Below are 25,189 nucleotides of genomic sequence, written 5' to 3'. Positions count from 1 at the left end.
GCTGAATGCCTTCGCCATCACCTTCGGTGACCGCTGGCCGGCCGCCGAAACCTACTAACCGAAGAGCCGGAAACACCGATCTTGGTAAAGACCCGTCCGCTACGTCGTCGCCCCGAGCAAGACGCGCATCAGAGCGGGCTACCGCCGTCCTTGCGTATCAGCGCAGGTCTCGCGGAGGAGTTACAAGCTTGGGCCGACTGGGAAGACCGTCATCAGCAGGGGGCGTGGCGCTCCCCCGAGCATCCGGCACCGTCCTCCTCGACGCCCGAGGACTGGGACCGGTGGCGGGACGAAGGGCGAGCGCTGGCCGGCCGGCTCGCCGCCGAGACGGGCGCGGCGGTCGTCTTCGAAGGCGGCGGCGCCTCTTGTTCAGGCTGCGTCCGGCCGCCGCGCAACAGCGGTGCTGGGGCGAGATGATGGCTGGGTGGCTGCTCCCCCTGCAGGAGGGCCGCTGGTCTTCTAGGGTTTGATCATGACTTCTCGACCTGTGCGTATCGGGGTGCAGCTGCAGCCGCAGCATGCGGACTACAAGGCCATTCGGCGGGCGGCGGCGGAGGCGGAGGATCTGGGCGCCGACATCCTGTTCAACTGGGACCACATTTTTCTGGTAACACGTCCAGCGGAGTGACTAGGTAGCAAGTAGATTCTGAACTGGTCTTTTGCTACATCCTCCAGACACGCGACCGACGAGCACGACACGGGCGACTGCCCGCTTGTCGTCGGTCAGGAGGATGCGTGCACCCCTACTCTTCCCGCAGTTTCAGCCGGGCTGCCGGCGTCCCGGCCGAGCCCGTACCCATCGCCAGTTACGCGCGGATCTCCGTTGACCGGAAGAAGAAGCAGAAGGTTCTCAACCAGCATCCGGAGAACCGGCAGACCGCCGAACGGTTCGGGTACAAAGTCGTCTGCGAGATCACCGACAACGACAAATCTGTCTCGAAGGGCAACGTGTACCGGGAGGGTTTCGAGGACCTCATCTACGCCTTGGCACACGGCGGCCGATGCAGGATCACCGGCCACGACCACGTCATCGAAGGCGTCATCGTCGTTGAGCAGTCTCGGCTAGCGAGGACCTATGGCGAGTGGGAGCGGTTCACCGACAGCCTGATCCTCCATCCCGAGCGCGTCTACATCCAGGAGGGCTCGGAGAAGAACCCCTATTCGGACGGGTTCGACTTCGAGGGTCTTGTCGGCATGGTCGGCAACAAGAAGGAGCCCAAGAAGATCGCCTTCCGAGTGACTCGCGATCACATGGCGAGGGCTCTCGCTGGTACACCCACCCCAGGCCGGCGGCTGTTCGGCTACCAAAAGGACGGCAAGCGCAAGCACCCCAAAGAAGCCGTGCACGCGGAAGAGATGCTCAAGCGGGCAAGACGTGGCGACTCGATCACCTCGATCACCCGCTGGCTGCAGCACAACGGCATCAAGACAAGCACCGGCGGAATGTGGCGGCCCCCTGCCGTACGGTCGTGGCTGCGCAACCCGAAGCCGTCCGGGATGCGCCGGATGAATCGAACCGGATGGATCGTCAAGGACCCGGAAACGGGTCAACCCAAGATCGGTGATTGGGAGACGTACTGCACACCGGAAGAGTGGCTGGTCATCCACCGCCGGCTTGAAGCCACCAAGGGTCGAAAGTGGGACCCGAAGACGAAGCAGCCCGGTGAACTGATCAGGCCCGAGGAGATCGGCAAGATCGGGAAGGGCCGCAAGTACCTGCTCTCTGGGTTTGCGCGGTGCGGCAAGCCGAGCGAGCCGGGTAGCACCGTTCTCTGCAACACCCAGTTGACGACCGGGCCGCACCCAACCCAGCGTGACCATTGGCAGTACAAGTGTCCGGGCAAGGCTCAGGGCGGTTGCAATGGGATCGGCCGGGACAGGGTTGCCCTGGACACGTACGTGGTCGAAATGCTGTTCAAGAGGATCGAGGAACGGGCTAAGCAGGAGACCAAGCCAGCCGCTCCGCCCGCGGACTGGGCGGGCGCAGGCGAGTTTGAGAGCGCCCTTGAGGCACGCGCCGCGCTCCTCAAGGCGTATGACGGTGGGAGAGGTGGCATCAGCGACGAGACTTTCTACGCCCTGCTCCCAGATGTGGAGAAGCGGCTGAATGAAGCCCGGCTTGAGCGAGACCGGTGGGCGATGGCGCAACGTCGGCCTGTGACACTTCCTGCGAATCCGCGGGCCGAGTGGGAGCGGAATCAAGATCTGGGGTGGCGGCAGGAATTCCTGGCCGACCACATCGTCAGCGTGGTCGTGATGCCAGCGTCGAAGGGGAACCGGTTCTGCGGCGATGACTACAAGATCATCTGGCGCACCGACTGAGCACCGCTCCTGACGGAGCCCTGCACCCGACCTCGGGTGCAGGGCTCCGTGCTTGTAGTGCGTTACGCGTACTCGGCGAACCGGCGAACCGTCCGTTCAAGGCATTGAGGGCCCATGGATGGGATCTTGGCCTGGCTGACTGCTTCAAGGATCTGTGCCAGCCGCGCTGGCGGCAACTGGGGTTCGGTGGGCTGCGTCTCTGGGGTGGTGGCCATCGGGTGCTCCCGTTTCAGACGGATCAGGACCCGTTCGTTCTCGGCAGTCACACGCCCAAGTCGGCAAGAGATACGTTTCCCCTGTTCAACGCCCTTCTAGCGGAGCCTTTGACGGCTCGCAGACCTGTCCGAACACTTCTGGACGGTTACGGTGGAACCCCGTGGCCAATGGTTTAGCGTTGTCACACCGTCGGATTACCTGGCATACATGGACGACCTCGCCAGTCGCCGGTCCCACGGCTACCGTCAGATCCTCGCTAAATGCATCAAAGTGGCCCGGTGGGCAGAGCAACGCCGAGCCGCCATTCTCGACTCCACCTTCTGATCGGCTCTGCAGCGGCTCACGCTGGCCCGCGCGCTGGCCGGACGCCCCCTTAGCACCCGTCACCTTGCGGCCGGCGATGTATCGGAGCCGCGCGAGCGTAGATGCTCATGGAAGGTCTCCGCACGTGCGAAGGTGTTCTCATCAGGTTCTGCAGAGGATGACGTTGGAGTGCCTTCCCTGCCGGTGCGGGGGTGTATCGCACTTTGCGGAGGTCTCGTTCGCGGTGACCAGCGGCTTCCCTGCCGGTGCAGGGATGCACTGCACCGAGTGTTGCAGCGGATGACAGCCGGTCCCTTCCTCGCATGTGCGGGGGTTTTCGGCTGCTCAAGCAGGCGGCGGGCGTCCGACCCGGCGTCGGTGGCCTACCGCAGGCTGACGGTCGGGCGTCGATACTGTCTGGATGCCTCGTCGCCGTCCTTCGCCCTCGGCTCCTGCTCCCACGTCTCCTGTTCCGGTCCAACGCGTGGCATTGATGCCTGGGTTGGTGTGGGGTAAGGAGCGGGGTCTGCCGGACGGCCGGGTGTACCCGCTGGAGTGCCACCTGATTGACGTGGGCGTGGCCGCCGAGGTGGTCGTAACTGACGTGTTCACGGCCGGTCAGCGGCGGACGGTTGCTCGGTCGGGGGTGCCGGCGGACGAGGTGGCGCGGGTGGCTGCGCTGCTCGGGTCGTGGCATGACGTGGGGAAGGCGACGCCGGGGTTCCAGTCGTTGCGGGCGGGGCGGTTCGCGGCGCTGACCGGGCAGTCGGCCGGGGATGTGCCGCCGCAGGTGGGGGTGGCGCACGCCGACGCCGGGTTCGCCTACGTGTGGCAGCGCGCGTCCGGCGGGGCTGAGTTGAATCGGCGGGTGGTGCGAGCCGCGCAGACGGTCGGCGGCCACCACGGCGTCTACCCGGCGGCGGACCGGTCGCTGATCCTCAACGGGTTCGGTGATGCGGTGTGGCTGCCCCGGCTGGAAGGCGTTGATCCGGTGCTTGCCGGCCGGTGGGGTCTGACCCGTGATCTGATCCTCAGCCGGGTGGAGCAGGTCTTGTTCGGCGATCACATGCCATCGGCGGCGGGACTGTCGGTGGAGGCGGCGGCGCTACTGACCGGTGCTGTGGTGGTGGCGGACTGGCTAATGTCGCAGGTTGATGTGATTGCCGAGACGCTGCCTTTTGTGCCGGGCGACCCGGTGGCGTTGACTGTCGAGGCGCTGCGCCGACATGCGAAGGATGCGCGGGGGCGCGCCGAGCGGGCTCTGGCCGCGTCGGGGTTGCCGGGGGCGCTGTTTCGCCGGCGGCCGTTTTCCGTCCAGTTCCCGGGGTTCGCGCCGCGCGGCCCGCAGATCGCTGCGGCGCAGGACCTGCCGGCGTTGGCGACCGGGGCGGGAATCTTCGTGGTGATGGCCCCGACCGGTGACGGCAAGACGGAGGCGGCGTTGCATGCGGCGTCGGTGCTCGCGGAGAAGTCCGGCTCGACAGGTGTGTTCCTGGCGCTGCCGACGATGGCGACTACAAACGCGATGTACTCGCGGGTGCGCGAGTTCGTGCAGACGGGATTCACCGGGCCGACGCGGTTGTCGCTGATGCACGGCTTGGCGTCACTCAACGACGAGTACCTCAACACGGAACGGCCGACCGTGTCCGACGAGTCGGAGCCCGACGTGGCGTCATCGTGCGACGGGTCCGGGTTGGCGGAGATCACCGGGTGGATGCGCGGGTCGAACCGGCCGATCCTGGCACCGAATAGCGTCGGCACGATCGACCAGCTCCTGGCGATGGCGTTGCGGTCGAAGTGGCAGCCGCTGCGCCTGTTGGGGGTGACCCGCAAGGTGGTGGTCGTTGACGAGGCGCACGCCTACGACGCGTACATGCAGAGCCTGCTGCGGCGGGTGCTGACGTGGCTGGCCTCGTGCGGGGTGCCGGTCGTGCTGCTGTCCGCGACGTTGTCTGCCCGGCTGGCCGAGTCGCTCGTGCTCGCCTACCGCGCCGGGGTGCCCGGCCTGCCATCAGCACAGGCGCTGGGCGTTCAAGCCGAATATCCGGGGTGGGTGCACCTGGATGCGGTCACCGGGCACGCGAGCGCAGGCGCGGTGCCGACAACGGCGCGGGCCGCGACCGTGCGGGTACGGATGGCAGCCTATGACGGCGGGACTTGGGCCCGGCCTTCCGGGCTGCCAGCCGCAGTTCTCGCCGAGGTTGGTGCGGTCGCACTCGGTGACGCCGACGGCAACGTCCTGGTCGTGTGCAACACGGTCCACGACGCCGTCGCCGTCTACGACGCGCTCATCGACCTGGCCGCCGAATCCCGCACTGACGTGCGGCTCATGCACGCCCGCTTCCCCGTTAAGGATCGCAATAGGCACGCCCGCGAAGTCACCGACCAGTACGGCAAACACGCCCGCACCGCCGACGACAACGGCCAGGTACGCCGGCCTACCCGGTCGATCCTCGTCGCAACGCAGGTCGTCGAACAGTCCCTCGACATTGACATGGACCTGATCGTGTCCGACCTCGCCCCGAGCGCCCTGCTCATCCAGCGGGCCGGCCGCGGCCACCGCCACCACACCTACCGGCCCACACTTAAAGGAGCCGAGCAGCCGGTGATCCGGCCCGCCGGGTTCACCACCCCCACTATGGCCGTCCTCGTCCCCACCGCCGACGGCGGCACCCTCGCCGACCGCGACGAACGCCCCTACGACCAATCGCTGCTTGCCAAAACTTACGACGTCCTCACCCAACATCTCGCCGGCCAGCCGGGCATCCGCGTGCCCGAAGACGTGCAAACACTCGTCGACGCCGTCTATGACTCGTCGTTCACCAGCGACGACGAAGCCCGCCGCACCTGGGAAACCGCCGCCGCCGTCCGCGACGGCCGCAAAACCGCCGCCGCCGACCTCGTCGCCATCCCCGCCCCGGCCGCGGTGCAAGACCTTCACGAACTAACGTCCGTGACCAGCGCCGAAGACCTCCTGGGTCGCGTGTCCGCGCGCTATGACCTCAACACCGTCACCATCCTGCCCACCTGGGCCGACGCAGGCGGCCGCCGCTGGCTCGACCGCGACTACACCCTGCCGCTGCCCGCCGCCGGCAGCCTTCCGGACGGCCGACACTCCCGCGAACAACTACGCACCATCATCGAACACACCATCCGCGTCCCCGCCGCCCGCTGGGTCGAACAGGTCCGCGACCGCCAAGACACCGACCGGCCCACTTCATGGCAGACCCAGACCCTGCTCGGCGACGTGCACGTCATCTCATTTCAGACTGCCGGCGACGAGTCGCTTGCGTACGTCAACGACACGACAATCCTGTTGCTCAGCGGCGAGCGGGGACTGCGCATCGAACGCCGCGCCTGACACCTCCGCACGTGCAGAGAAGGCGTGCAGTTTTAAATCAGGTAGCCGTTGCACATGGAGACACCCCCGCGCATGCGGAGAAGGTCTATCCAGAACAACGCGACGGTGTCGACTACGACGAACCACCTCCGCACCTGCGGAGAGGACGTGATGTCCAGCTCTTCGGCTGCGCTCACGTCAGATACACCTCCGCGCGTGCGGAGATCGTGACGTTATCCCTCGGATGCGGCGCTGCCAGAAGGGGCCGCCCTACGCACGTGCAGGGAAGCGATATCCCAGATGTTCTGGTCGCGCAGCCACGTGGAGACACCTCCGCACGTGCGAAGGAATGGCCGCCATGCCGTCCCTGACATGATCGTCTCGGATCACCTCCGCGCGTGCGCGAAGGGGCGCAGCCTTGCCGGTAGACGGCCCATCATCCATAAGGAGGCACCTCCGCGCGGGCGGGGAGGAGGTGATGTGCAGCTCCTATGGTGCCGACACGTCAGACACACCTCCGCGCAGGCGGAGAAGGATGACCTTGAGATGCGTGAACCGCTGTGCGATGGAAGCACTTCCGCCGTGTGGAGAAAGTTGCTAGATGAGCCATCACCGTGTTCTCGGAGAGCGATGGGCATCAACATGTGCGGAGAAGCGTTGAGGTAACGGCCGCCCTGTATCGCAACGTAAGACACACCTCCGTGCCAGCTCTGCCCGATCAGGAGACACGCCACGCATGCGGGGCAGATTCTCCAGGTAGCGGCCTTGGCTGTACCTGAGTGAGACACCCCCGCGCGTGCGGTGCGGGACGACCCCATTTCACCACCGTGCGCGGGCGCGAAGTTTGAGACACCCCGCGCGTGCGGGACGACGTTATCCTGCCCAACGGCTACCGGTGGCACGTGGAGACACCCCCGCGTATGCGGGGAGGACCTGCCCAACGAGAACGCCGGCTACCTGTTCGACGAGACACCCCCGCGCGTGCGGGGAAGACATAGCCCTCTTCGAAGCCCTCGGCCCGTGCCGCGAGACACCCCCGCGTGCGGGGAAGACCGCGGCGAGACAGGCGAACCGATCCCTACCGTGGAGACACCCCCGCGCGTGCGGGGAATACGGCAAGCACCTCGACTGGTGGAAGGGCCAGGCCGAGACACCCCCGCGTGCGGGGAAGACGCTGGCAGGTTCGCCAGACGCCAGTACGGAGGGGAGACACCCCCGCACGAGCGGGGAAGACGGTGAGATTTACACCGACCCGTACGGGTTCGGGGAGACACCCCCGCACGAGCGGGGAGGACGCTCGCTGAGCTGCCCGGGTGTAGATCCACATCGTCGCTTTTCATCGGCCAGTCGCAGTCTGTGGCGGGGTTGGGAGTAGTCGGACACGAGCCTAGCAGCGTCCGCTAAGTGGTTGGAAATCTGCGGGGGTGGGGTTGACGAGCAGGTTGATGTGGGGCTGATAATCCCGCGGTGACGTTTTCCTTTCGGGTCGACACAGGGGCGTGGCTGCCGGTCACGTACGTCGACGGGGCCGCTCGGCATGTGGGTTTCCGATCGTTGTTCGTTGACGCGCATCGGATTGCCGGCATCGATGCGGGCGCGCCGGCAGGCACGGCGGCTCTGCTGCGTATCCTCACCGCGCTGACCTATCGGATCACCGGTTTGGACGATCCGTCAGTGCCCGTGGAGGACTGGCACCGGCGGCGGGCGCAGGTGCTCGCCGCCGGTGCGTTTGACCCGGCTCGGGTTGGCGCATACTTCGACCAGTGGGGGCACCGGTTCGACTTGTTCGACGTGCCCCGGCCGTGGCGGCAGGAGCCTCGGCTGGCGCAGGAGTGCACGAGCCGTGCCGGATTGAACACGCTACTTCCGGAGCGGCCGTCGGGTAACAACGCGACGTGGTTCTCCCCCTTCCATGACGGCAACCCCGGCGACGCCACGATCAGTGAGGCCGTCGCGGCGCTGCTGAGCGTGCAGTTCTTCGGACCACTGGGCCGCTGTTCGACGCGAACGTTGCCCGGCGAGAAGGGCAAGGCTGACTTCACTTACCTTGGTCCGCTACGCGCTCGCGTGTCGTATCACCCGGTCGGGCCGACGTTGCTGCACACATTGCTGGCTCACCTCGTTCCGCCGGTAACGATGCCGTTCGCGCAGCCGCCGACGGTTGACCTTGCCGAGTGGGAGACACCGAACCTGCCGGACCCGAGAGGCCCTAAACCTTCGCCGAAGGGGATCGTGAGCCTGCTGGCCAACGACTCGGGTCATGCCGTGCTGCTCCTGCCCGGCACCTCCGACAGCGGCGAGACGGTGGCGGTGAACGCCTATCTGTCGTGGCGGTTCAAGGACAAGACCGCCGGGAACCTGGTCGGCTACGACCCGTACCTGTCGTACCGGACGGACAGCAAGCGCGGCCGGATCGCGCAGATGGCCGACGCGGAACGGCACGTGTGGCGTGACCTGCCGGCGCTGCTTGCTGACGAACCCGGCAGCGGCTTCGCCTCGCCGGCCGTCATGGGATCGTTGGCATGGCTGCCGACCGCGGTGCTGCGGCAGGTGCGGATGACGGCGCACGGATTCGACCAGCACGGTTTCCAGCCGAGCAACTTGGATTGGTACAGCGCGGTCACGCCACCGGTATTCGAGGCGATCGCCGCCGACCCCGCCGACCCGACGGCCCGCCAGTTCCGCACCGCCATTCCCGCCTGGGTCACTGCAGCCGACCAAGAGGCAGACGTGCTCAGACGGGCCACATTCTGGGCGCTAGTCAACGGTCGCAACCTCAGCCGTAAGGACAGCCAGGCGCGCGCCTGGCAGGAAGCGGCAGCGCCGCGTTACTGGCAGGCCGCGCATACGGTATTCGACCGGGCGCTCACCGACGCCGCCGACGGTGCCGCATTCGCCGCGACCGTGCCGGACGCGCGGGCCGCTCTGCGTCGCACCGTCATCGACATCTACGACCAGGTGACCTCCTCCGTAGCCGACGCCCGTGGGATCTCTGCGGTCATCAAGCACCGGCCCCGCCCCTGGATCAGCGCGACAGAAACCGGAGAACCTCGTCCATGACCGTCCCTGACCGGTTCGAGAACCGATTCGTGACCAGCATGCGCACGATCTGCCGCAACCCGGGCTCCCGCGCTGCGCTGCGCCGCGCGGCCCGGCGCAGACCCGAAGACGCGATCACCGCACACCGCTACCTAGCCACGTGGACCGGCACCAACCCCGGCCGCCACCGTGAAGCCGTCCTCTACCAAGCCGCCGCGTGGATCGCCCTGTTCGACAACGGCCGCACCGCCGACCGGCCACCCTTCGGCGCAGCTCTGGCCGCCGCCGTCCGCCGTGGCAAGAGCCGAGGAATCGCCGCCAACACAATGGAGACGCGACTGATCGCCGCCGGCCGCGCCGACGCGACCACCCTGATCTACGAGCACATACCCCGGCTGCTCACCATGCTGCACAGCACCGGCAACGTGCCCGATTTCGCAGACCTCGTTCGAGACGTGCTCGCCTGGCCCAACCGTTCCGCGCAGATCACCAAGAAGTGGATGGGCGATTACTACCGGACGCTCGCGCCCGCAGCACAGCGCGCAGCCGCCGACGACGCCGAACCCAGCGACGCATAGCCCCAGGCGATCATTCGTCCTCCCCCGGTCTCTCTTAACGAAAGCGAACTCCATGCGCCCTCGCATCATCACGATCCACCTGCTGCAGACCGTTCCGTTCAGCAACCTCAACCGCGACGACCTCGGCGCACCCAAGACCGTCACCTACGGCGGCCGGTCCCGGACCCGCGTGTCCAGCCAGTGCTGGAAACGCGCCACCCGCAAACACATGGAAGCAGCGCTCAAGGACAGCCCCGGCTACGACAGAGCGCTACGCACCCGCAAGCCCGTCACCATCCTCGCCGACCTGCTCACCGGAATGGGCTGGGCCCGCGAGCAGGCGCTGCTCGCCGGGCGGATCGTCTTCGCCACCTACGCCAAGGCTGACAGCGGCGACGACACCGCCGCCACCGACACCGACGCCACGGCGACCGAGGCGAAAGCCGACGACGCCGCGGACAACGACACCAACTCCAACGTCCTGCTTTTCCTGACCGACTCCCAATACGCCGACCTCGCGGCCGTCGCTGACGAACACAAGGCGCTGTTCCTGGCCCGCAAACTCGACCGCAAGGGCGGCATCGACAAAGACGACAAGGACTTCAAACCGGTCCGCAAGACCCTCAACGACATCGTCCGGGAGCCCCGAGGGCTGATCACCGTGTTCGGACGCATGATCGCCGCCATGCCATCGGCAAACATCGAATCAGCGGTCCAGGTCGCCCACGCGTTCACCGTGCACGAGTCCGCACCCGAGTTCGACTACTTCACCGCCGTGGACGACTACACCCACGCCGACGAGTCCGGTGCCGGGCACCTCGCCTCCGCCGAGTTCACCACCGGCACCTACTACCGGTACGCCAACATTGACCTGGACACACTTACCGAGCACGTCGGTGACACGGCCGTCGCCCGCGACCTCGCCGCCCAGTTCCTGACCTCGTTCGCCCAGTCGCTGCCGTCCGGCAAGGCCAGCGGCACCGCCGCGAACACCCGCCCCGACCTGGTGATCGTCCAAGTTCGCGGGGACCAGCCCCTGTCGTACGCCGCCGCGTTCGAGAAGCCCGTGCGCCACCACGGCGACGGATACCTGCAGTCCGCCGTCGGCCAGCTCGCCGAGCACGTCACTCTGATCAACGACGCGTACGGCGACGACGCGTTGTGGACCGGCCACCTCAACGCCGTCACCCGCGACCCGCTGCCATTCGGTGACCAGATCCGCGGCGGCATCCCGGCGCTCGTCGCCGCCGCCATCGGCCACACCGACCTGTTGGCGGCCGGAGACGCTGCGGCGTGAACACCCTCGTCCTCCTGCTCGCCGGGCCCATGCAGTCCTGGGGTGAACGCGCCGCGTTCAGCCGCCGAGACACCCTCGCCTACCCGACCCGCTCTGGCATCGTCGGCATGCTCGCCTGCGCGCTCGGCCAGCCCCGCACCACGGCACTCGACTGGGCCGACAACCTGACCGTGCACGTGCGCGCCGACCACCCGGGCCATCTCATGCAGGACTTCCACACCATCGGCGGCGGCTACCCCGCCGACCACGGCATGCGCAACGCCGAAGGCAAACCCCGCAAGAACAAGCATGGCCAGGCATCCGGCACCCTCACATACCGCCACTACCTCGCCGATGCCGCGTTCACCGCAACCGTGACCGTCGAGGACGACGCCTTGGCCGCACGGCTCGCTGCGGCGCTCACCCAGCCGCGCTGGCCGCTCTATCTCGGCAGGAAATCCTGCCCGCCGGCCTACCGGGTCCTGCTCGGCACTAGCGCCACTCCCGGAGAACAGGTTTTGCATTCCCTGCCGGCCTACACCCCGATGCCTCGGGCCACCCGGCCGCCTCGCACCGACTGGTTCGCCATGATCGCAGCCGCCACCAACGAGGCGAGCGAGGACGACCAGGACCAGGTCAGCACTGTCGAGCGGGTGGTATACCTCGACGGCGTGCCAGCCGCCGACGCTTACACGATCACTCGCGACAACCCCGTCGCCTTCACCAACGGGTACCGCACCTACCGCAACCGCACCGTCGGCCAGGACCTCGCCACCGTCGCTGCAGCCGGTACCGGCATCACCGCATGGAAGACGATGCGCGACGCCCTGGCCATCCTGACCTGACAGGACCGACGATGCCTACACTCACCCAGCTCGTGCTCAACACACGCCAGCGTGACGTTCACCGTGACCTCGACAACGCCAACAAGATGCATCAACGCGTCATGAGCCTGCTGCCCGATGACCTCGGCGACTCGGCACGCGCCCAAACCAACACGCTCTACCGGCTCGAAAGCACCCACGCCGGCGCGCGGCTGCTCGTCCAAACCAGCTCCAACATGATCACGTTCGACCGGCTCCCCGACGCTTACGCCATCAGCACCGCCACCGTGGACCTCACCCCGCTGCTCAACCGGCTCACCACCAGCATCCCAATCCGCTATGCCATAACCACCAATCCGATCAAAACCGTCGGCGGACGCAAGGAAACCGGATTGCGCGGCAAACGCGTGCCCCTCACCGACCTCGATGACATCTACACCTGGTGGCAGCGCCGCGCCGCCGAAGCCGGCCTCGACATCTTGAACCATCCGACCGCTATCGACATCGAGCACTCGATCACCGGAGGTCGAGGCAATAGCGCCGCCGCTGGCATCCGGCACCACGCCGTGACCATCGAAGGAACCGCCACCATCACTGACCCCGAACTGACTCGCCAAGCGATCGTCACTGGCATCGGTCGCGGCAAACCCTACGGTCTCGGCCTCCTCACCGCCGTACCGATCGAAAACGAGGCTCGGACCGCATGAACGGCCAGTTCAGGAGGTGTCTTCCCCGCACGGGCGGCGGTGGCTCGCGCCGTGACGTCCGCTCGGACTTGCCCTCTTGGTCTTCCCCGCCCGGGCGGGGGTGGCTCCAGGGCCAGGCCGGAATTCTGGGTACCGGAGCGGTCTTCCCCGCACGGCCGGGGGTGGCTCCAGGTACGTGGGCAGGATCGGGAACACGATGGAGTCTTCCCCGCACGGGCGGGGGTGGCTCCGTGCCGCCGGTCGGGGTGCCGGTGATCGTAAAGTCTTCCCCGCGCGGGCGGGGGTGGCTCGAACAGCAGGGCAGCCCCGCGCCGGCCGATCCTGACTTCCCCGCACGGGCGGGGGTGGCTCCAGGTACCAGGCGGTGTTGCCGTTCGTGGTGTCGTCTTCCCCGCACGGGCGGGGATGGCTCGGAGCTGATCACCCCTTGACAGGATCTGAACCTACCTTCCCTGCACGGGCGGGGGTGGCTCGCTGTACTGGGCGAGCAAACCGCACTGGTTCCGGTCTTCTCGCACGCGCGGGGTGGCTCGAACTACCAGGACGTTGTGACCCAGGCCGCGCAGTGTTCCCCGCACGTGCGGGGGTGGCTCACAACGCATGGGTCCGTGTGATCCCACCGCTCGTCCTTCCCGCACGCGCGGGGGTGGCTTTCCGATCCTTTGCCCGTCCGCCGACACGTGGCTGCCTTCCTCGCACGCGCAGGGGTGGCTCGTTGTGCTGCCGTTAGAGGGCTCCGGTATAGGTGTCAGTCTTCCTTGCACGCGGCGGGGGTGGTTCCTACGGCAACTGGAACACTGGTGACGAGTGCATCGTCTTCCCCGCATGCGCGGGGGTGGCTCCTGGACGAGGGTTAAGGTCATGGTGTCTGTCCGGCCTTCCCCGCACGCGCGGGGTAGCTCCCCCAGACGACAAATCGGAGCCATAGTTCTGCCGGTCTGCGCCACACGCGCTGGGTATCTCTTGGATGTAAGGGTCCAAGATGTGGTCGGCCAGGTCTTCACCGCTCGCTCTGGGGTGGCTCCGTGCCGCCGCCAGTCGGTATCAGTCCCCCGAAGCCTTCCCCGCACGCGGGTTGGCTCTAACTGCACGTCGTATCGCGGGCCGGGCGCACGGGTTGGGCACTGGTGTGTCCAATTAGGTTGCTTGAGGGGCGTCCCGGGCGGCATCCTTGGGGCCGTTCTGGGCCCGCCTGTGGTGCGGGTGCGGCCTGGCCGCAGGCTGGTTCCGGCTTCGGTTCTAGTGAGAGTGGAGTAGTAGATGGCTGGCGTCACCGCGGACTGGCCGTTCCCGGGAGACCCGAATCATTTCGTCGGAGCCCGTCATCACACGGTCCCGCGCTTCTACCTGGAGTATTGGGCCGATGCGGCCGGGCGGATCGATGTTGTCGAGAAGCCAGGTGGCCGGCGGTACACGACGGTGCCGAAGACGGCCAGCGCGGAGGTCGACTTCTACACGTTCATCGACACTGACGGGCAGCCGGCCGGGCATCTGGAGCAGATGCTCGGGGCTGTCGAGGCGTCCGGTTCGGCGGCGATCGGCCGGATCGTGAACCCGTTGTTGGGGCAGTTCCCGCCGCCGCCGGATGATCGGGAGGCGATCGCGACGCTGCTGGCGTTTCAGTTTGTGCGCGGGAAACGCCGCCGGCGTGAGATCGAGGCCACCACCGACCTCTACATGAAGGTCCAGTATTCAGGGCTCAGCCGTGAAGGTGTTCAGGCGTTCCTGGAGGACCGGGTCGGTGAGCCGACCGCGGAGCAGGTCGCCGAGATGCAGGAGATGGTCGAGAACCTCGGCGAGTACGAGTTCGTGCCAAACCCGAACGAGCATCTGCGGATGATGGGCCGGCTGGCGGAGAACATCTACCCGAGGCTGATGCGCCGGCACTGGTATCTCGGGGTGTTCGACGCGCCGGTGCTGGTCACGTGTGACGAGCCGGTCATGCTCTACAAGGACAATCCCGTTCATGGGTTCGGTCTGGCCGACGCGGACGAGGTGTGGTTCCCGTTGAACCCGTCGATGGTGCTCATCCTGGCGCGGGAGCCGACGCCGGGGGTGCCGGCCCGGTTTGCGGCGGACGCCCGGACGGCCGAGGCGGTCAACACGCTTGCGGCGCACAGCGCCTACCAGAACATGTTCCTGCGCCCGGGCCAACCGGACGTGAGAGCAGACGTGCTCGTGGACGGGCCGTTGTTTCACATGACCGCGCCGGCGGACATCGTCTTGCCGGACGGGGCGAACATGCCGTTGAGGACTCGCAGGACGGCGCGGCAGCGCAAGCCGGGCGGGCGTTAGGTCGGCCTGGCGCGATCCTCAGGCGGTGGGGGTCCACTGCTGGATGCTGACGGCCACGTCGGCGATGGCGTTGGGGCCGAGGGTCTTCCACAGCGGCCACCCGCAGCAGTTAGGTTCGGCCCAGCCGGTGTCGGTCGGCTGGGTGAATTGTTTTTCAGCGATGGTGCCGATGTCGCCGGCGACGGTGCCGTGAGCAAAGGTGACCTTCTGCTGGGCGTCGGTGCTGCGCCAGCGGATGAGGAAGCGCTGGTTGGCGCAGCCGTTCATGGTGGCCAGGTAAGGGTGCGGGCAGGTGGCGGTGTTGCAGAGGCTGGTCCGGTCACCGAAAACGTGGGTGGTTTCCGTCCATTCGCTGCCGGTTGCCAGCCGGTCAGGGTGGCGGGGAAGTCGGGGCCTGTCCGGCGTGCAGGATGTTGTTGGAGCCGTCGGCGGTCCAGGTGGCGGCGAGGCCGGCACGGCTTTCTCGGCGGCGGTGATGGTGTCGCGCAAAAGCCAGGTGACAATGATGGTTACGGCGGCCAGCAGGATGGCCAGGGCGGCGATCGCGGCAATCCAGCGGGTGCGCGTCATTCTGGTGACCGTGGTGGATTCCGCGGCAAACCCTACGGACTCGGCCTGCTCCCCGCCGTACCGATCACACAAACGGTCCAAACCGCATAACCGGCCAGGTCAGCAAGTGCCTTCCCTGCAAGGGCGGGGGTGGCTCCTGGATTGCCCGCTACCCCGACTTCCCGCAGCCGTCTTCCCCGCACGGGCGGGGGTGGCTCGTTGAGGGTGGCGTTTAGAACGACGCTGGGAATGTCTTCCCGCACGAGCGGGGTGGCTCCGACTACTTCTCACGGCTCACCCCGGGTACGGTGTCTTCTCTCCGCATGCGCGGGGGTGTCTCCTCTTTGTAGGCCCGGGCCCAGTTGATCACCGCGCCTTCTCCGCACGCGCGGAGGTGTCTCCAAGACGCTGCGCACCAAGTACAGCGCGCGGACGACTTCTCCGCACGCGCAACAGGCGGGGGTGGCTCGTCGTACCGGACGGCGTCGCCGGTCCCGTGACAGTCTTCCCCCGCAGGGGCGGGGGTGGCTCCCACCCGGACGCCGAGCACTGGATCGCGAACCTGTCTTCCCTGCACGGGCGGGGGTGACTCGCCCATCCAGTCGACGGCTCGGCCGCTCCCGTGGTCTTCCCCGCACGGGCGGGGGTCGGTTCGGACAGCACGAATGGGGTTTGGTTCGGTTACGCGTCTTCCCCGTACGAACGGGGGCAACCATTGGCAGTACAAGTGTCCGGGCAAGGCTCAGGGCGGTTGCAATGGGATCGGCCGGGGCCGGGTTGCCCTGGACACGTACGTGATCGAAATGCTGTTCAAGCGGATCGAGGAACGGGCCAGGCAGGAGACCAAGCCAGCCGTTCCGCCCGCGGACTGGGCGGGCGCAACAAGATCATCTGGCGCACCGACTGAGTACCGAACCCGACGGAGCCCTGCACCCGAGACCGGGTGCAGGGCTCCGCGCTGGTGGGCGTTATGCGTACTCGGCGAACCGGCGAACCGTCCGCTCCAGGCATTGAGGACCCATGGGTGGGATCTTGGCCTGGTTGACCGCTTCGAGGGTCTGCGACAGCCGAGCCGGCGGTAGCTGGGGTTCGGTGGGCTGCGTCTCTGGGGTGGTGGCCATCGGGTACTCCCGGGTTCGGACGGGTCAGGACCCGTTCGTTCTCGGCAGCCACACACCCAGATCGGGCAACGGCATATTTCCGCTGCCCAGAGCACCTACTACCCGGCAAATCGGTTCGCCGGGTTGCAGGTAGGACCTGCCTCGACGCGCCCAACAACGTGGGAGCGCGGCCGGGCGAGCGACGGCCCACAACTGCTCCGAGTGCTCATCGGGTTGATCGCGCGGAGTACGCCCATCCGCTGGGTGACTTATGGCTCAGAAGCCGAATCGTCGCCAGAGCCTGAGGACTGCTTCTTGCCCGGCGTCTGCGATGGCGGTGTCGCTAGCAGCGATGGAGGTCCGGCCGGCGTACTGGTCGTAGGCAGCGCAGATTTGCTGCCAGGTCGGGTGTAACAAATTCCCCATCGGGTGTTCGGCGATCTGTGGGACGGCGAAGACGCCCGGCATGTCGAAAGATCGCGCCTCGGCCTCGGCATGCGCAAGCAGCGCCAGGAGACTGCCTGTCTGACGTGCAACAAGACTCTGCTTGTCACCGGCCAGCGCCTGACCGAGAAGCGAAAACCACTCATCATGAAGACCGTCGAAGGCATCGAGGGTCGATCCGTCTGACCTTCTTGCTTGGCTGGATCATTACAAGATCAATGACGTGATGGCCCATGTGCCTGCGGCCATGGAGGCTGGGCGGCAGGGATGGATGTCAGCCGCCGTACGTGACATCCCATGGGCTCTACGGCACGAGTACCAGACGATATACCGGCAGGTCGGCGTCGATCGCCTCGACGGCGGGATAACGCCCCCGGACGCAACACATCACTGGTTCCCGATCTACCAGCAGAACCCTACCCGCCACCAGCAACTCCTGGAGACCCTGGTCTGCCGCATCGAACACCTCGGCCGGGAAGCGGCTGCGATCCTGATGCCCGCCAGGGAAACGGCCGTAGCGGACTCCCCGCCAGACCGGGTAACGATGGATGCCGCCGTCGTCGGATAACCCGGCAGCGACGACGGCCAACCGGCGGGGAAGCGAGCGCGCGCCCCACCGGCTCTGCCGCTCGCTGGGTTGTCACCCCTAACCATCTGTAGCGGCCGGGCCGAGGAAAATCACCGTTGGCCTGTTGCGCGGCCGAAGAGCGAGGCGGCGGTGCGGATTGGGACAATCCGCCTTATTTCTAGGTTGAGGGGTCAGCACGGTCCCGTGCTGACCCCTCAACTGTTAGGGATGCCGTAGTGGCCGCAGCGCGCAATCCGAAACCAGCCGACCAGGCCAGGTTGCTCGCCGAGGCGATCGCGGCATAGCAGGCTGCCGCAGGTGACCAGGTCGAGCAGGGCGCGTCTCGCCAATGATGTGCTGCGGCTGATCAGCCCGGCGAACTTCCGCCTACGGAAGGTTCGGCAGGCAGCCGCAATCCGTCCCCGCGACGAGGGCCGCTCGTTCGCTGAGATCGGCGAGGCCCTCGGCGTCTCCTACCAACGGGCTCAACAGATTTGCCGAGGCAGCCCGCCTGGCCACTTCACCGCCGTCCGTAATCGCGCCCGGACCAATGTCACCGGATCAGGCAGGCCACGCCCGCAGCGATCTACCGAAGCGAGCCCGCGGAACAGCACCGCCTACACCCGCGAGACCCCGCGAACCCGCCACCGAATGACCGGCTTACGCACAACTCACTGAGCCGTCGGTGAGGTTTCCCGGCGGACCATCTCGTAGGGAAGATTCCGGGCCGGACATGGAAGATTCCCTGGCCGGGGACATGGAGGATTCCATCCCCGGGGACATGGAAGATCTCCTAGCCGGGGACATGGAAGATTCCATCCCGAAGTAGTTGGATTTGATGTTGGGGTGACAGGTGGGAGAGGAGATGGGACAGAATCCCGGCGCTGTCGCACCGCCGGCTCCGCCTCGATCCTTCTTCGTTGATCAGGCAGGTCACGACACGTCGTGGCCAGGGAGATCTAAGGCGCTTTGGACGACGAGCGAGTTGTGGGCCCGGCTGCGGCCTTCGCGGCGCGGTTAACGCCACTCAGGGTTTAGTGCCCTAGGCGACCGATGCGGATGCCGATACCACCTGCATGACCTCCCTGCCTGTTCGCCGTGCCACTCTCAACGACCTGCTTGCCTGGGCCCGCCGATCAGCCGTGCCGCTGCGTACCGCGTGGCGGCGGGGGTTCGCCGCATGGCTTCCGAGTTGAACGTCAACGTGCTCACGTGGCAGGTCCTGTCCGCGTTCGAGACTGATCCGGCGTGTGTGCGGGTGGCGGAGGGTGCCGCCGCTCAGCGGGCCGGCGTCCGCGAGGAACTGCTCGCCCTGGCTGAGACACTCGAAGCCGCTGCTGACCGTTCGGATGTGGCTGCGTCGGCTACTCAGCCAGCCCAGATTTGACAGACAGTATGACGCCGCAGGGGTACAGCACCCCTGCACCGTGCGCCGACACCACCAGGGCAAGACGCTCCTCGTCCCCCCTGAAAGGCACACATCATGGCATCGCTGATCGAAGAGAACCGCAACCGCAAGGCCATCGCGAGCCCGACCGCGAAGATGGTCCTCGGCATCATCTGCAGCCAGGTTGCACTGCGTGACCCGGTCTCCTACCCCGCCGAGATCGACGCCATCGAGGACCCGAAACTCCGCAAGAAGGCCCGCGACAAGTATCTCAACGACGAGGTCATCGAGAACGGCGTCGGCCTCGGCCTCGACTACCAGATCCACAAGGCCAAGGGCTCCACCGGCGGCGGCTGGATCTCCTACACCGCGATCGGTGCCCGCGTGAACCCGCTCGGCAGCCGCAAGGAGTGGAAGAACTTCGCGTCGCGGTGGGCCCGCTCGCTGATGGGGCTCCCCGGCCCGCAGAAGCGTGGTTCCGTGCCCGCTCTCGCCTACGCCGTCGACGGCGGCAACCGGCAGCACGCCGAGACCAAGGAATGGGGCAACCGGTCCTGGGTGTGGGGCGTGCCGATCGTCAACGTCAGCGTCGAGGTCCCGATGCCGAAGTCCGACGACGAGGCCCTCCGCGAGAACTGGACCCTCGACGAGATGTGGGACCGTGCCCGGCCGCTGCTCAAGGAGCAGTTCGGCAAGATCGCCGTCATCAAGAAGGTGCAACAGAAAAAGGACGAATACTACGAAGACAACCACGCGTGCATGCCCGAAGAGATCGAGGAAGCCCTCTGGGAGGAGATGACCGAGTACGTCGAGTCCCGCATCGACGAGGCCGACACCTCGGTCGAGGCCCTGATCGCCAAGTGGCGGCCGATCCAGGAATCGAAGATGCACCACATCTACAAGGCCAAGGCGTGGTGGAAGAAGTCGCAGGGCCTGCCCTACGAGGAGCGGAACCGGTCGAAGAGTACCGAGAACATCCGCAAGGCTCAGAAGGCCAACCAGGAGCGTCACGCGGCCCGCAAGGCTGCGGAGGCCACCAACCTGTTCGGAGAGCCGCCAGAGGCCCTTCCCTGCCCGGAAACGGCCCCTCCCGCTCCCGTTGAGCCCGAGCCCGTCGCCGAGCAGGCCGTCAGCGCCCCTGAGCCGGCCGCTGAGCCGGTCATCAACGAGCCCGTGGCCGAGCCGGTCGCCGAGGAAGCCATCCCGGCCACCGCCGACACGTACGACGATGCCCCCTGGCCGACCGAGGAACCCGGCTGGGACACCGAGGCCGCTTGGGGCGACGAACCCGACTGGGACGAGCCCGTCATCGAACCTCACCGGGCTCAGGCCCTCGCCCTCATCAGCGAGGCCGGCGACGACGTGAACCCGACCCAGGCCGGCATCACCGAAGTCACCACGGCGCTCACCACCCCGGCCGGCGGTGAGATCGACGACACCGCCCGCAAGTCCGCCCGCCTGACGATCGAGATCGCCGCCCGCGCCACCGGCGTGCCGTACACCGCGACCGACGAGGAGATCGACGCCGTAGCGATCCGGCTCGCCGAAGGCGACGATGTTCTGCCCGCCGAGCACCGGACCCGGTGGGCCAGCGTCGCCACGGCGATGCTGACCCAGTGCTTCCGCCTCGACGTGGACACCGCGGTCGCCAGCCTGCTCAACGCCCTCGACCACGAACTGGCTCAGCACGTCCGACCCATAGGTGTTCAATTGATGACCCTTGAGACCCATGCCCCGGTGTGGGCCTTAAGGAACGTCGATGGAACGCCTGGGTCATCCGCTCAGTCGACCCGGGAACACCGGTCGACCCCTGATGCACAACGACCCGCAACCCCTGATGCTGGCGGGCTCCCGATCGTCTCGGACTGGCTGATTTGACTAGACATTTTATGCCTGATCCGACCAACAGGGGTCAGACCGCGTTTGGGCTAGCCAGCGAACCCGCGTTTCCGCAGGTCAGAGCAGTTATTCCCCCTGATGTCGCTCCGTCGGAGAAAAGTGTGACTAAACATGGTGTAGCGGTGGGGTTTCCAGCGGGGTGCCGCTGTCGCATGGATGCATCAGGGCCAGTCGATCGATCGGTGGGTTGGCCGATCGGGCAGCCAGGAGTACCTGGAGAACCCAGCAAGCCGGGGTGTGCCACACGCCGATACCCCACTCAGGACGCCACGTGGTGTGGCTGAGTGAGGGAGTTTCCGATGAGCAGCGTGTCGCAGTTGATCACCGCCACCTTGGACGGGACCCTGTCGACCCCCGCGGCCTCGGCCGCGACGGACATGGCCACCCGGCTGGCCACCGAGGTTGATCTGCTGGTCCGCCTCGGCCTGACCCCGCACGACGCGATCGTCGAGATCGTCCACGACCTGGTTGTCGAGTTCGGAGGTGACCCCGAGAGCCCCATCGCCCTGAACCTGCACGAGCAGGCCGCCGGTGCGTGGCTGCGGGACGACCACCTTCCCGCCGCCTCTGACCTCGCGGCCTGAGCAGCCGCACCACCCTGCAAGGAGCCCCACCCTCATGTCCCATATGACTCGCGGTCAGGTCCTCATCATCGGGCTGGCCGCCACCCTTTCCCTTGCTGTTGCCGCTGCTACCGGGTCTGCCTCGTGGATCGGCTTGACCCGGTACGCCGAGCAGATCAACATCCGCCCCGCGTGGGTTTTGTTCGTCATGCTCGACGGGCTGATGATCCTGGCGACGGTGGCGCTGGCCGCCGCTCCGCACATCGCTCCGGGCCGCCAGCACCGGTGGCCGTGGGCGATCATCTACACCGGCACGATCCTCAGCGCCTTCGCGAACGCGGTCGCTGCGGACACGACGATGCTCGGCCGGGCCTGGCACGCTCTCACGCCGTGTGTGCTCGCTGTCACCGTGCACGTGTTCTTCTGGATCTTGGATCGGACGCTGAACCGGTCGGAGCAGGTCGCGGCTTTGACGGTGGTGGGCCAGCCGCCCACCGCGACCCCGGCCTCGGCCTCGGTGGGCGTGACCCATGAGGCGACCCCGGCGTTTCTTGAGGCGGCCCAGGCGACCCCGGTGAGCCATGGGCTGCAAGGGTCGTCGATGGAAAACCCCGCCCCGACATTCCAAGCGCCGGTGGAACGCGACCCCGAGTCGGAGCCGCCCGTGACCGCGGGGCTGCCGACGCCCCGCCCGGCGATCTACGCCGTTCCATCGCTGCCGGCCGATAACGACCCGGTGACCCAGGCCGGCGACCCGATGGTCCACGACCCTCAGCCAACGGCCCATGACCCCGAGCCGGTGACCCAGGCCACCGACCCCGAGCAGGCCAACGCGACCGCGGCCCCGGCCGTGACCCTGGAGCCTGTCGGCCGGGCCAGCATCATTCGCGACATCTGCGAACGGTGGGCCGCCCAGACGCCGCCGCGGATCGCGTCGCCGGCCGACTGGCGGGACCTGCTCGCCGAGGACGACCGGCTCGCCGCGTACACGAGGCCCGACAAGGCCATCGGCAACGCCGTCGGCCGCTGGTTGAAGACCCGCGAAAAGATCGCGGCCTGACCAGTACAGGCTGTCGGACCTACCGCCGATAATGGTGGTGGGACGTGAGACGTTGAGGTGATCAGCGCTTGCACAGTGAACCCCCGGACCTGACGGTTCGGGGGTTCACTGTTTCTCCGGGTAGTCAGACCGCGGGGCTCCGCACACCCTCGCTCAGGCATAGAGCCTCGTGCCGCAGTCGCTGGCGGTTCTCCGCCCCTGCCAGCCCGGAACCCGAACCGCTGGACGGTTCGGACAGTCCACGCATACCGGATGCTGCGATGCAGCGCGCAGTAACGCGTGAGCATGTCTTTAAGGCTGGCGTAACCACGGTAGACCCCAGGCTTGCCGGCCAACCAGGAATGCCCCTGACGGTCCGGGGCGGTCGCTGCGTCGTCCCCGACAGGATGGGTCAGCCGACTCCGTCGCCTGAACGGTGGCCAGACCGCTCCGCGATCTGTCGGCGGCGCGTGAAAACTGACCCCCAGGCGGCGGTTGAACCTGGACCCCCCTTCCATGATCGGGAGGGTGTTGAGCGTGGAGGACTGGGCGGAGATCCGTCGGCTTCATCGGGCGGAAGGGATGCCGATCAAGGCGATTGTCCGCAAGCTTGGGGTCGGGCGGAACACGGTGCGGCGGGCGTTGGCGGCGGATACGCCGCCGGCGTATTCGCGGCCGGCGAAGCCGTCGATCGTGGATGCGGTCGAGCCTCAGATCCGGGCGTTGCTGGCCGAGTGGCCGTCGATGCCGACGACGGTGATCGCGGAGCGGGTCGGCTGGCGGCGGTCGATGACGGTGTTCAAGGACCGGGTCCGGGCGTTGCGGCCGTTGTTTGTGGCGCCGGATCCGGCGCAGCGCACCGAGTATCTGCCGGGTGAGCTCGCGCAGTGCGACTTGTGGTTCCCGCCGGCCGATGTCCCGTTGGGGTTCGGTCAGGTGGGCCGGCCGCCGGTGCTGGTGATGGTTTGCGGCTATTCGCGGTGGCTGTCGGCGACGATGATCCCGACCCGGCAGGCCCCGGATCTGCTTGACGGGCACTGGACGCTGCTGTCGCGGCTCGGGGCAGCGCCGAAGGCGCTGGTCTGGGACAACGAGTCCGCGGTCGGGCAGTGGCGGGCCGGGAAGCCGCAGCTGACCGAGACGATGAACGCGTTCCGCGGCAGCCTTGGCATCCGGGTGATCCAGTGCCGCCCGGCCGATCCTGAGGCCAAGGGCTTGGTCGAGCGGGCCAACGGCTATCTGGAGACGTCGTTCATACCCGGTCGCCGGTTCGCCTCGCCGGCCGATTTCAACGTTCAGCTCGAGCAGTGGCTGGTCCTGGCGAACAACCGGATGCATCGCCGGTTGCAGGCCCGCCCGGCCGATCGTGTCGACGCGGACCGAGCCGCCATGGTTTCGTTGCCGCCGGTCACGCCGGTGGTCGGCTGGCGGCTGTCGACCCGCCTGGCCCGCGATCATTACGTCCGCGTCGACGCCAACGATTACTCGGTGCACCCCTCGGCGGTCGGCCGCCGCGTCGACATCCAGGCCGACACCGGCCGGGTCGAGGTGACTTGCGACGGCCGCAGCGTTGCCGCCCATGCCCGTTGCTGGGCGGCGCATCAAAGCATCACCGATCCGATGCACCGCGACGCCGCCACGCTGTTGCGGGCGGCGCACCGCCTTGCCAAGGCCACCCCGATCCGCACCGAGGTCGAACACGACCTGGCTGACTACGACCGGATGTTCGGACTCGACAGCGAGGTGGCCTGATGCCCGCCAAAGCCACCACCAGCCGCGACGTGACTGCGGAGATCGCATTCCTGACGCGGGCGTTGAAAGCCCCCTCTTTGGCGAACTCGGTCGAACGTCTCGCCGAACGGGCCCGGGCCGAGTCCTGGACGCATGAAGAGTTCCTGGCCGCCTGCCTGCAACGAGAGGTCGCCGCCCGCGAATCACACGGCGGCGAGGGCCGGATCCGGGCCGCCCGCTTCCCGGCCCGCAAGAGTCTGGAGGAGTTCGACTACGACCACCAACGCTCCCTGAAACGCGACCAGATCGCGCATCTGGGCACCCTCGACTTCGTCACCGGCAAAGAAAACGTGGTGTTCCTCGGCCCACCCGGCACCGGGAAAACACACCTGTCCATCGGCCTGGGCATCCGGGCCTGCCAGGCCGGGCACCGGGTCGCGTTCGCAACCGCCGCCCAATGGGTCGCCCGGCTGGCCGACGCTCACCAAGCCGGCACCCTGCAAGCCGAGCTGGTCAAACTCGGCCGGATCCCGCTGCTGATCATCGACGAGGTCGGCTACATCCCGTTCGAAGCCGAAGCCGCGAACCTGTTCTTCCAACTGGTCTCATCCCGCTACGAACGCGCCAGCCTGATCGTCACCAGCAACAAGCCCTTCGGCCGCTGGGGTGAAGTCTTCGGTGACGACGTCGTCGCCGCAGCCATGATCGACCGGCTCGTCCACCACGCCGACGTGATCTCCATGAAGGGAGACAGCTACCGGCTCAAAGACCGCGACCTCGGCCGCGTCCCCGCGGCCACAAAGACCAACGACTAGAAGATCAACCAACCCAAGGGGGGTTCGTTTTCAACCGCCCAGGAGGGGTCCAGATTCGGCCGCCGTTGACACGATCATGGGCGTGGCATCCCCGGTGGTCCGGATGTGGCTCTGTGACGTTTCGGTTCGACAGGCGATCGCGGAGAGTTTCGTGGCGGCGAAAATTTGCAGGTGAGGGCTGCAGGCGACGGCGTCGGGTGGGCGGAGAGCCGGGG

Annotated in this window: 19 protein-coding genes and 1 CRISPR repeat array; of the genes, 16 read left to right on the top strand and 3 right to left on the bottom strand. The window is 67.2% G+C overall.

Annotation, left to right across the window (positions count from 1 at the left end):
• Positions 1 to 472: 472 nt before the first annotated feature.
• From AB0J66_RS47250 to AB0J66_RS47240, 3 genes are all read left to right on the top strand, one after another.
• Positions 473 to 628, top strand: coding sequence for a hypothetical protein (locus AB0J66_RS47250; RefSeq protein ID WP_364675353.1), 156 nt, complete (start codon positions 473 to 475; stop codon positions 626 to 628).
• A gap of 107 nt (positions 629 to 735) precedes the next feature.
• Positions 736 to 2,322, top strand: a complete 1,587-nt coding sequence (locus AB0J66_RS47245) for a recombinase family protein (protein ID WP_364675350.1) — start codon at positions 736 to 738, stop codon at positions 2,320 to 2,322.
• Positions 2,323 to 3,334: 1,012 nt separating this feature from the next.
• Positions 3,335 to 6,202, top strand: a complete 2,868-nt coding sequence (locus AB0J66_RS47240) for a CRISPR-associated endonuclease Cas3'' (RefSeq protein WP_364675361.1) — start codon at positions 3,335 to 3,337, stop codon at positions 6,200 to 6,202.
• 32 nt (positions 6,203 to 6,234) lie between these two features.
• Here AB0J66_RS47240 and AB0J66_RS47235 read toward each other — a convergent pair whose 3' ends face one another.
• The gene (locus tag AB0J66_RS47235) at positions 6,235 to 6,378 is read right to left on the bottom strand and encodes a hypothetical protein (protein ID WP_364675348.1); all 144 of its coding nucleotides are present in this window, start codon (positions 6,376 to 6,378) and stop codon (positions 6,235 to 6,237) included.
• Between the two features lie 1,270 nt (positions 6,379 to 7,648).
• On the opposite strand from AB0J66_RS47235, the gene casA reads away from it, so the two are divergent.
• The 6 genes from casA (at position 7,649) to AB0J66_RS47205 (ending at position 14,879) form a co-directional block, all read left to right on the top strand.
• Positions 7,649 to 9,241, top strand: a complete 1,593-nt coding sequence (casA, locus tag AB0J66_RS47230; RefSeq protein ID WP_364675345.1) for a type I-E CRISPR-associated protein Cse1/CasA — start codon at positions 7,649 to 7,651, stop codon at positions 9,239 to 9,241.
• Positions 9,238 to 9,798 carry a type I-E CRISPR-associated protein Cse2/CasB gene (gene casB, locus AB0J66_RS47225; protein ID WP_364675342.1) on the top strand — a complete coding sequence of 187 codons (561 nt, stop codon included), beginning with the start codon at positions 9,238 to 9,240 and terminating at the stop codon, positions 9,796 to 9,798. Before casA ends, casB begins: the two co-directional genes overlap by 4 nt.
• Before the next feature lie 52 nt (positions 9,799 to 9,850).
• Positions 9,851 to 11,074, top strand: coding sequence for a type I-E CRISPR-associated protein Cas7/Cse4/CasC (cas7e, locus tag AB0J66_RS47220; protein WP_364675340.1), 1,224 nt, complete (start codon positions 9,851 to 9,853; stop codon positions 11,072 to 11,074).
• Positions 11,071 to 11,898, top strand: coding sequence for a type I-E CRISPR-associated protein Cas5/CasD (gene cas5e / locus AB0J66_RS47215; protein ID WP_364675337.1), 828 nt, complete (start codon positions 11,071 to 11,073; stop codon positions 11,896 to 11,898). The genes cas7e and cas5e overlap by 4 nt, the downstream gene beginning before the upstream one ends.
• A 32-nt stretch (positions 11,899 to 11,930) precedes the next feature.
• Complete coding sequence (gene cas6e, locus AB0J66_RS47210) at positions 11,931 to 12,584, top strand: type I-E CRISPR-associated protein Cas6/Cse3/CasE (protein WP_364675334.1); 654 nt, start codon at positions 11,931 to 11,933, stop codon at positions 12,582 to 12,584.
• A 20-nt stretch (positions 12,585 to 12,604) separates the two neighbouring features.
• A CRISPR array of direct repeats spans positions 12,605 to 13,548; the repeat unit is 26 nt; unit sequence CTTCCCCGCACGGGCGGGGGTGGCTC.
• Between the two features lie 296 nt (positions 13,549 to 13,844).
• Positions 13,845 to 14,879 (top strand): DUF4238 domain-containing protein, encoded by a 1,035-nt coding sequence (locus AB0J66_RS47205; protein WP_364675332.1) that lies wholly within the window; start codon positions 13,845 to 13,847, stop codon positions 14,877 to 14,879.
• A gap of 18 nt (positions 14,880 to 14,897) precedes the next feature.
• Here the strand turns inward: AB0J66_RS47205 and AB0J66_RS47200 are convergent, their stop codons facing one another.
• Both AB0J66_RS47200 and AB0J66_RS47195 read right to left on the bottom strand, forming a co-directional pair.
• Positions 14,898 to 15,449 carry a hypothetical protein gene (locus tag AB0J66_RS47200; protein WP_364675330.1) on the bottom strand — a complete coding sequence of 184 codons (552 nt, stop codon included), beginning with the start codon at positions 15,447 to 15,449 and terminating at the stop codon, positions 14,898 to 14,900.
• Positions 15,450 to 16,396: 947 nt separating this feature from the next.
• The gene (locus tag AB0J66_RS47195) at positions 16,397 to 16,549 is read right to left on the bottom strand and encodes a hypothetical protein (protein WP_364675328.1); all 153 of its coding nucleotides are present in this window, start codon (positions 16,547 to 16,549) and stop codon (positions 16,397 to 16,399) included.
• Positions 16,550 to 16,957: 408 nt separating this feature from the next.
• Here AB0J66_RS47195 and AB0J66_RS47190 point away from each other — a divergent pair, with 408 nt between their 5' ends.
• From AB0J66_RS47190 to istB, 7 genes are all read left to right on the top strand, one after another.
• Positions 16,958 to 17,158: a hypothetical protein gene (locus AB0J66_RS47190; RefSeq protein ID WP_364675325.1), complete on the top strand. Its 201-nt coding sequence runs from the start codon at positions 16,958 to 16,960 to the stop codon at positions 17,156 to 17,158.
• 1,562 nt (positions 17,159 to 18,720) lie between these two features.
• The gene (locus AB0J66_RS47185; protein WP_364675322.1) at positions 18,721 to 18,927 is read left to right on the top strand and encodes a hypothetical protein; all 207 of its coding nucleotides are present in this window, start codon (positions 18,721 to 18,723) and stop codon (positions 18,925 to 18,927) included.
• Positions 18,928 to 19,023: 96 nt separating this feature from the next.
• A complete protein-coding gene (locus AB0J66_RS47180; protein WP_364675320.1) occupies positions 19,024 to 20,805 on the top strand; it encodes a hypothetical protein in 1,782 nt (593 codons plus the stop codon).
• A 320-nt stretch (positions 20,806 to 21,125) separates the two neighbouring features.
• Positions 21,126 to 21,410 carry a hypothetical protein gene (locus AB0J66_RS47175; RefSeq protein WP_364675319.1) on the top strand — a complete coding sequence of 95 codons (285 nt, stop codon included), beginning with the start codon at positions 21,126 to 21,128 and terminating at the stop codon, positions 21,408 to 21,410.
• A gap of 34 nt (positions 21,411 to 21,444) precedes the next feature.
• Positions 21,445 to 22,449, top strand: a complete 1,005-nt coding sequence (locus tag AB0J66_RS47170; protein WP_364675316.1) for a hypothetical protein — start codon at positions 21,445 to 21,447, stop codon at positions 22,447 to 22,449.
• A 507-nt stretch (positions 22,450 to 22,956) separates the two neighbouring features.
• Positions 22,957 to 24,180, top strand: coding sequence for an IS21 family transposase (gene istA / locus AB0J66_RS47165; protein WP_364675358.1), 1,224 nt, complete (start codon positions 22,957 to 22,959; stop codon positions 24,178 to 24,180).
• On the top strand, positions 24,180 to 24,974 hold the full coding sequence (gene istB / locus AB0J66_RS47160) for an IS21-like element helper ATPase IstB (protein WP_364675313.1): 795 nt from the start codon (positions 24,180 to 24,182) through the stop codon (positions 24,972 to 24,974). The genes istA and istB overlap by 1 nt, the downstream gene beginning before the upstream one ends.
• The last annotated feature ends 215 nt before the right edge of the window (positions 24,975 to 25,189 follow it).

It is taken from the genome of Actinoplanes sp. NPDC049598 (assembly GCF_040675435.1).
Classification (GTDB): Bacteria; Actinomycetota; Actinomycetes; order Mycobacteriales; family Micromonosporaceae; genus Actinoplanes.
Note: the sequence above shows the minus strand (reverse complement) of the source record. Positions and strands in the feature narration are given on the sequence as shown.

What these genes read in the sequence shown, in the direction of transcription:
- AB0J66_RS47250 (WP_364675353.1), top strand. Translation starts at nt 473, where the DNA reads ATGACTTCTCGACCTGTGCGTATCGGGGTGCAGCTGCAGCCGCAGCAT.
- AB0J66_RS47240 (WP_364675361.1), top strand. Translation starts at nt 3,335, where the DNA reads ATGCCTGGGTTGGTGTGGGGTAAGGAGCGGGGTCTGCCGGACGGCCGG.
- casB (WP_364675342.1), top strand. Translation starts at nt 9,238, where the DNA reads ATGACCGTCCCTGACCGGTTCGAGAACCGATTCGTGACCAGCATGCGC.
- cas7e (WP_364675340.1), top strand. Translation starts at nt 9,851, where the DNA reads ATGCGCCCTCGCATCATCACGATCCACCTGCTGCAGACCGTTCCGTTC.
- AB0J66_RS47205 (WP_364675332.1), top strand. Translation starts at nt 13,845, where the DNA reads ATGGCTGGCGTCACCGCGGACTGGCCGTTCCCGGGAGACCCGAATCAT.
- AB0J66_RS47200 (WP_364675330.1), bottom strand. Translation starts at nt 15,449, where the DNA reads ATGACGCGCACCCGCTGGATTGCCGCGATCGCCGCCCTGGCCATCCTG.
- AB0J66_RS47195 (WP_364675328.1), bottom strand. Translation starts at nt 16,549, where the DNA reads ATGGCCACCACCCCAGAGACGCAGCCCACCGAACCCCAGCTACCGCCG.
- AB0J66_RS47185 (WP_364675322.1), top strand. Translation starts at nt 18,721, where the DNA reads ATGGCTTCCGAGTTGAACGTCAACGTGCTCACGTGGCAGGTCCTGTCC.
- AB0J66_RS47180 (WP_364675320.1), top strand. Translation starts at nt 19,024, where the DNA reads ATGGCATCGCTGATCGAAGAGAACCGCAACCGCAAGGCCATCGCGAGC.
- AB0J66_RS47175 (WP_364675319.1), top strand. Translation starts at nt 21,126, where the DNA reads ATGAGCAGCGTGTCGCAGTTGATCACCGCCACCTTGGACGGGACCCTG.
- AB0J66_RS47170 (WP_364675316.1), top strand. Translation starts at nt 21,445, where the DNA reads ATGTCCCATATGACTCGCGGTCAGGTCCTCATCATCGGGCTGGCCGCC.
- istB (WP_364675313.1), top strand. Translation starts at nt 24,180, where the DNA reads ATGCCCGCCAAAGCCACCACCAGCCGCGACGTGACTGCGGAGATCGCA.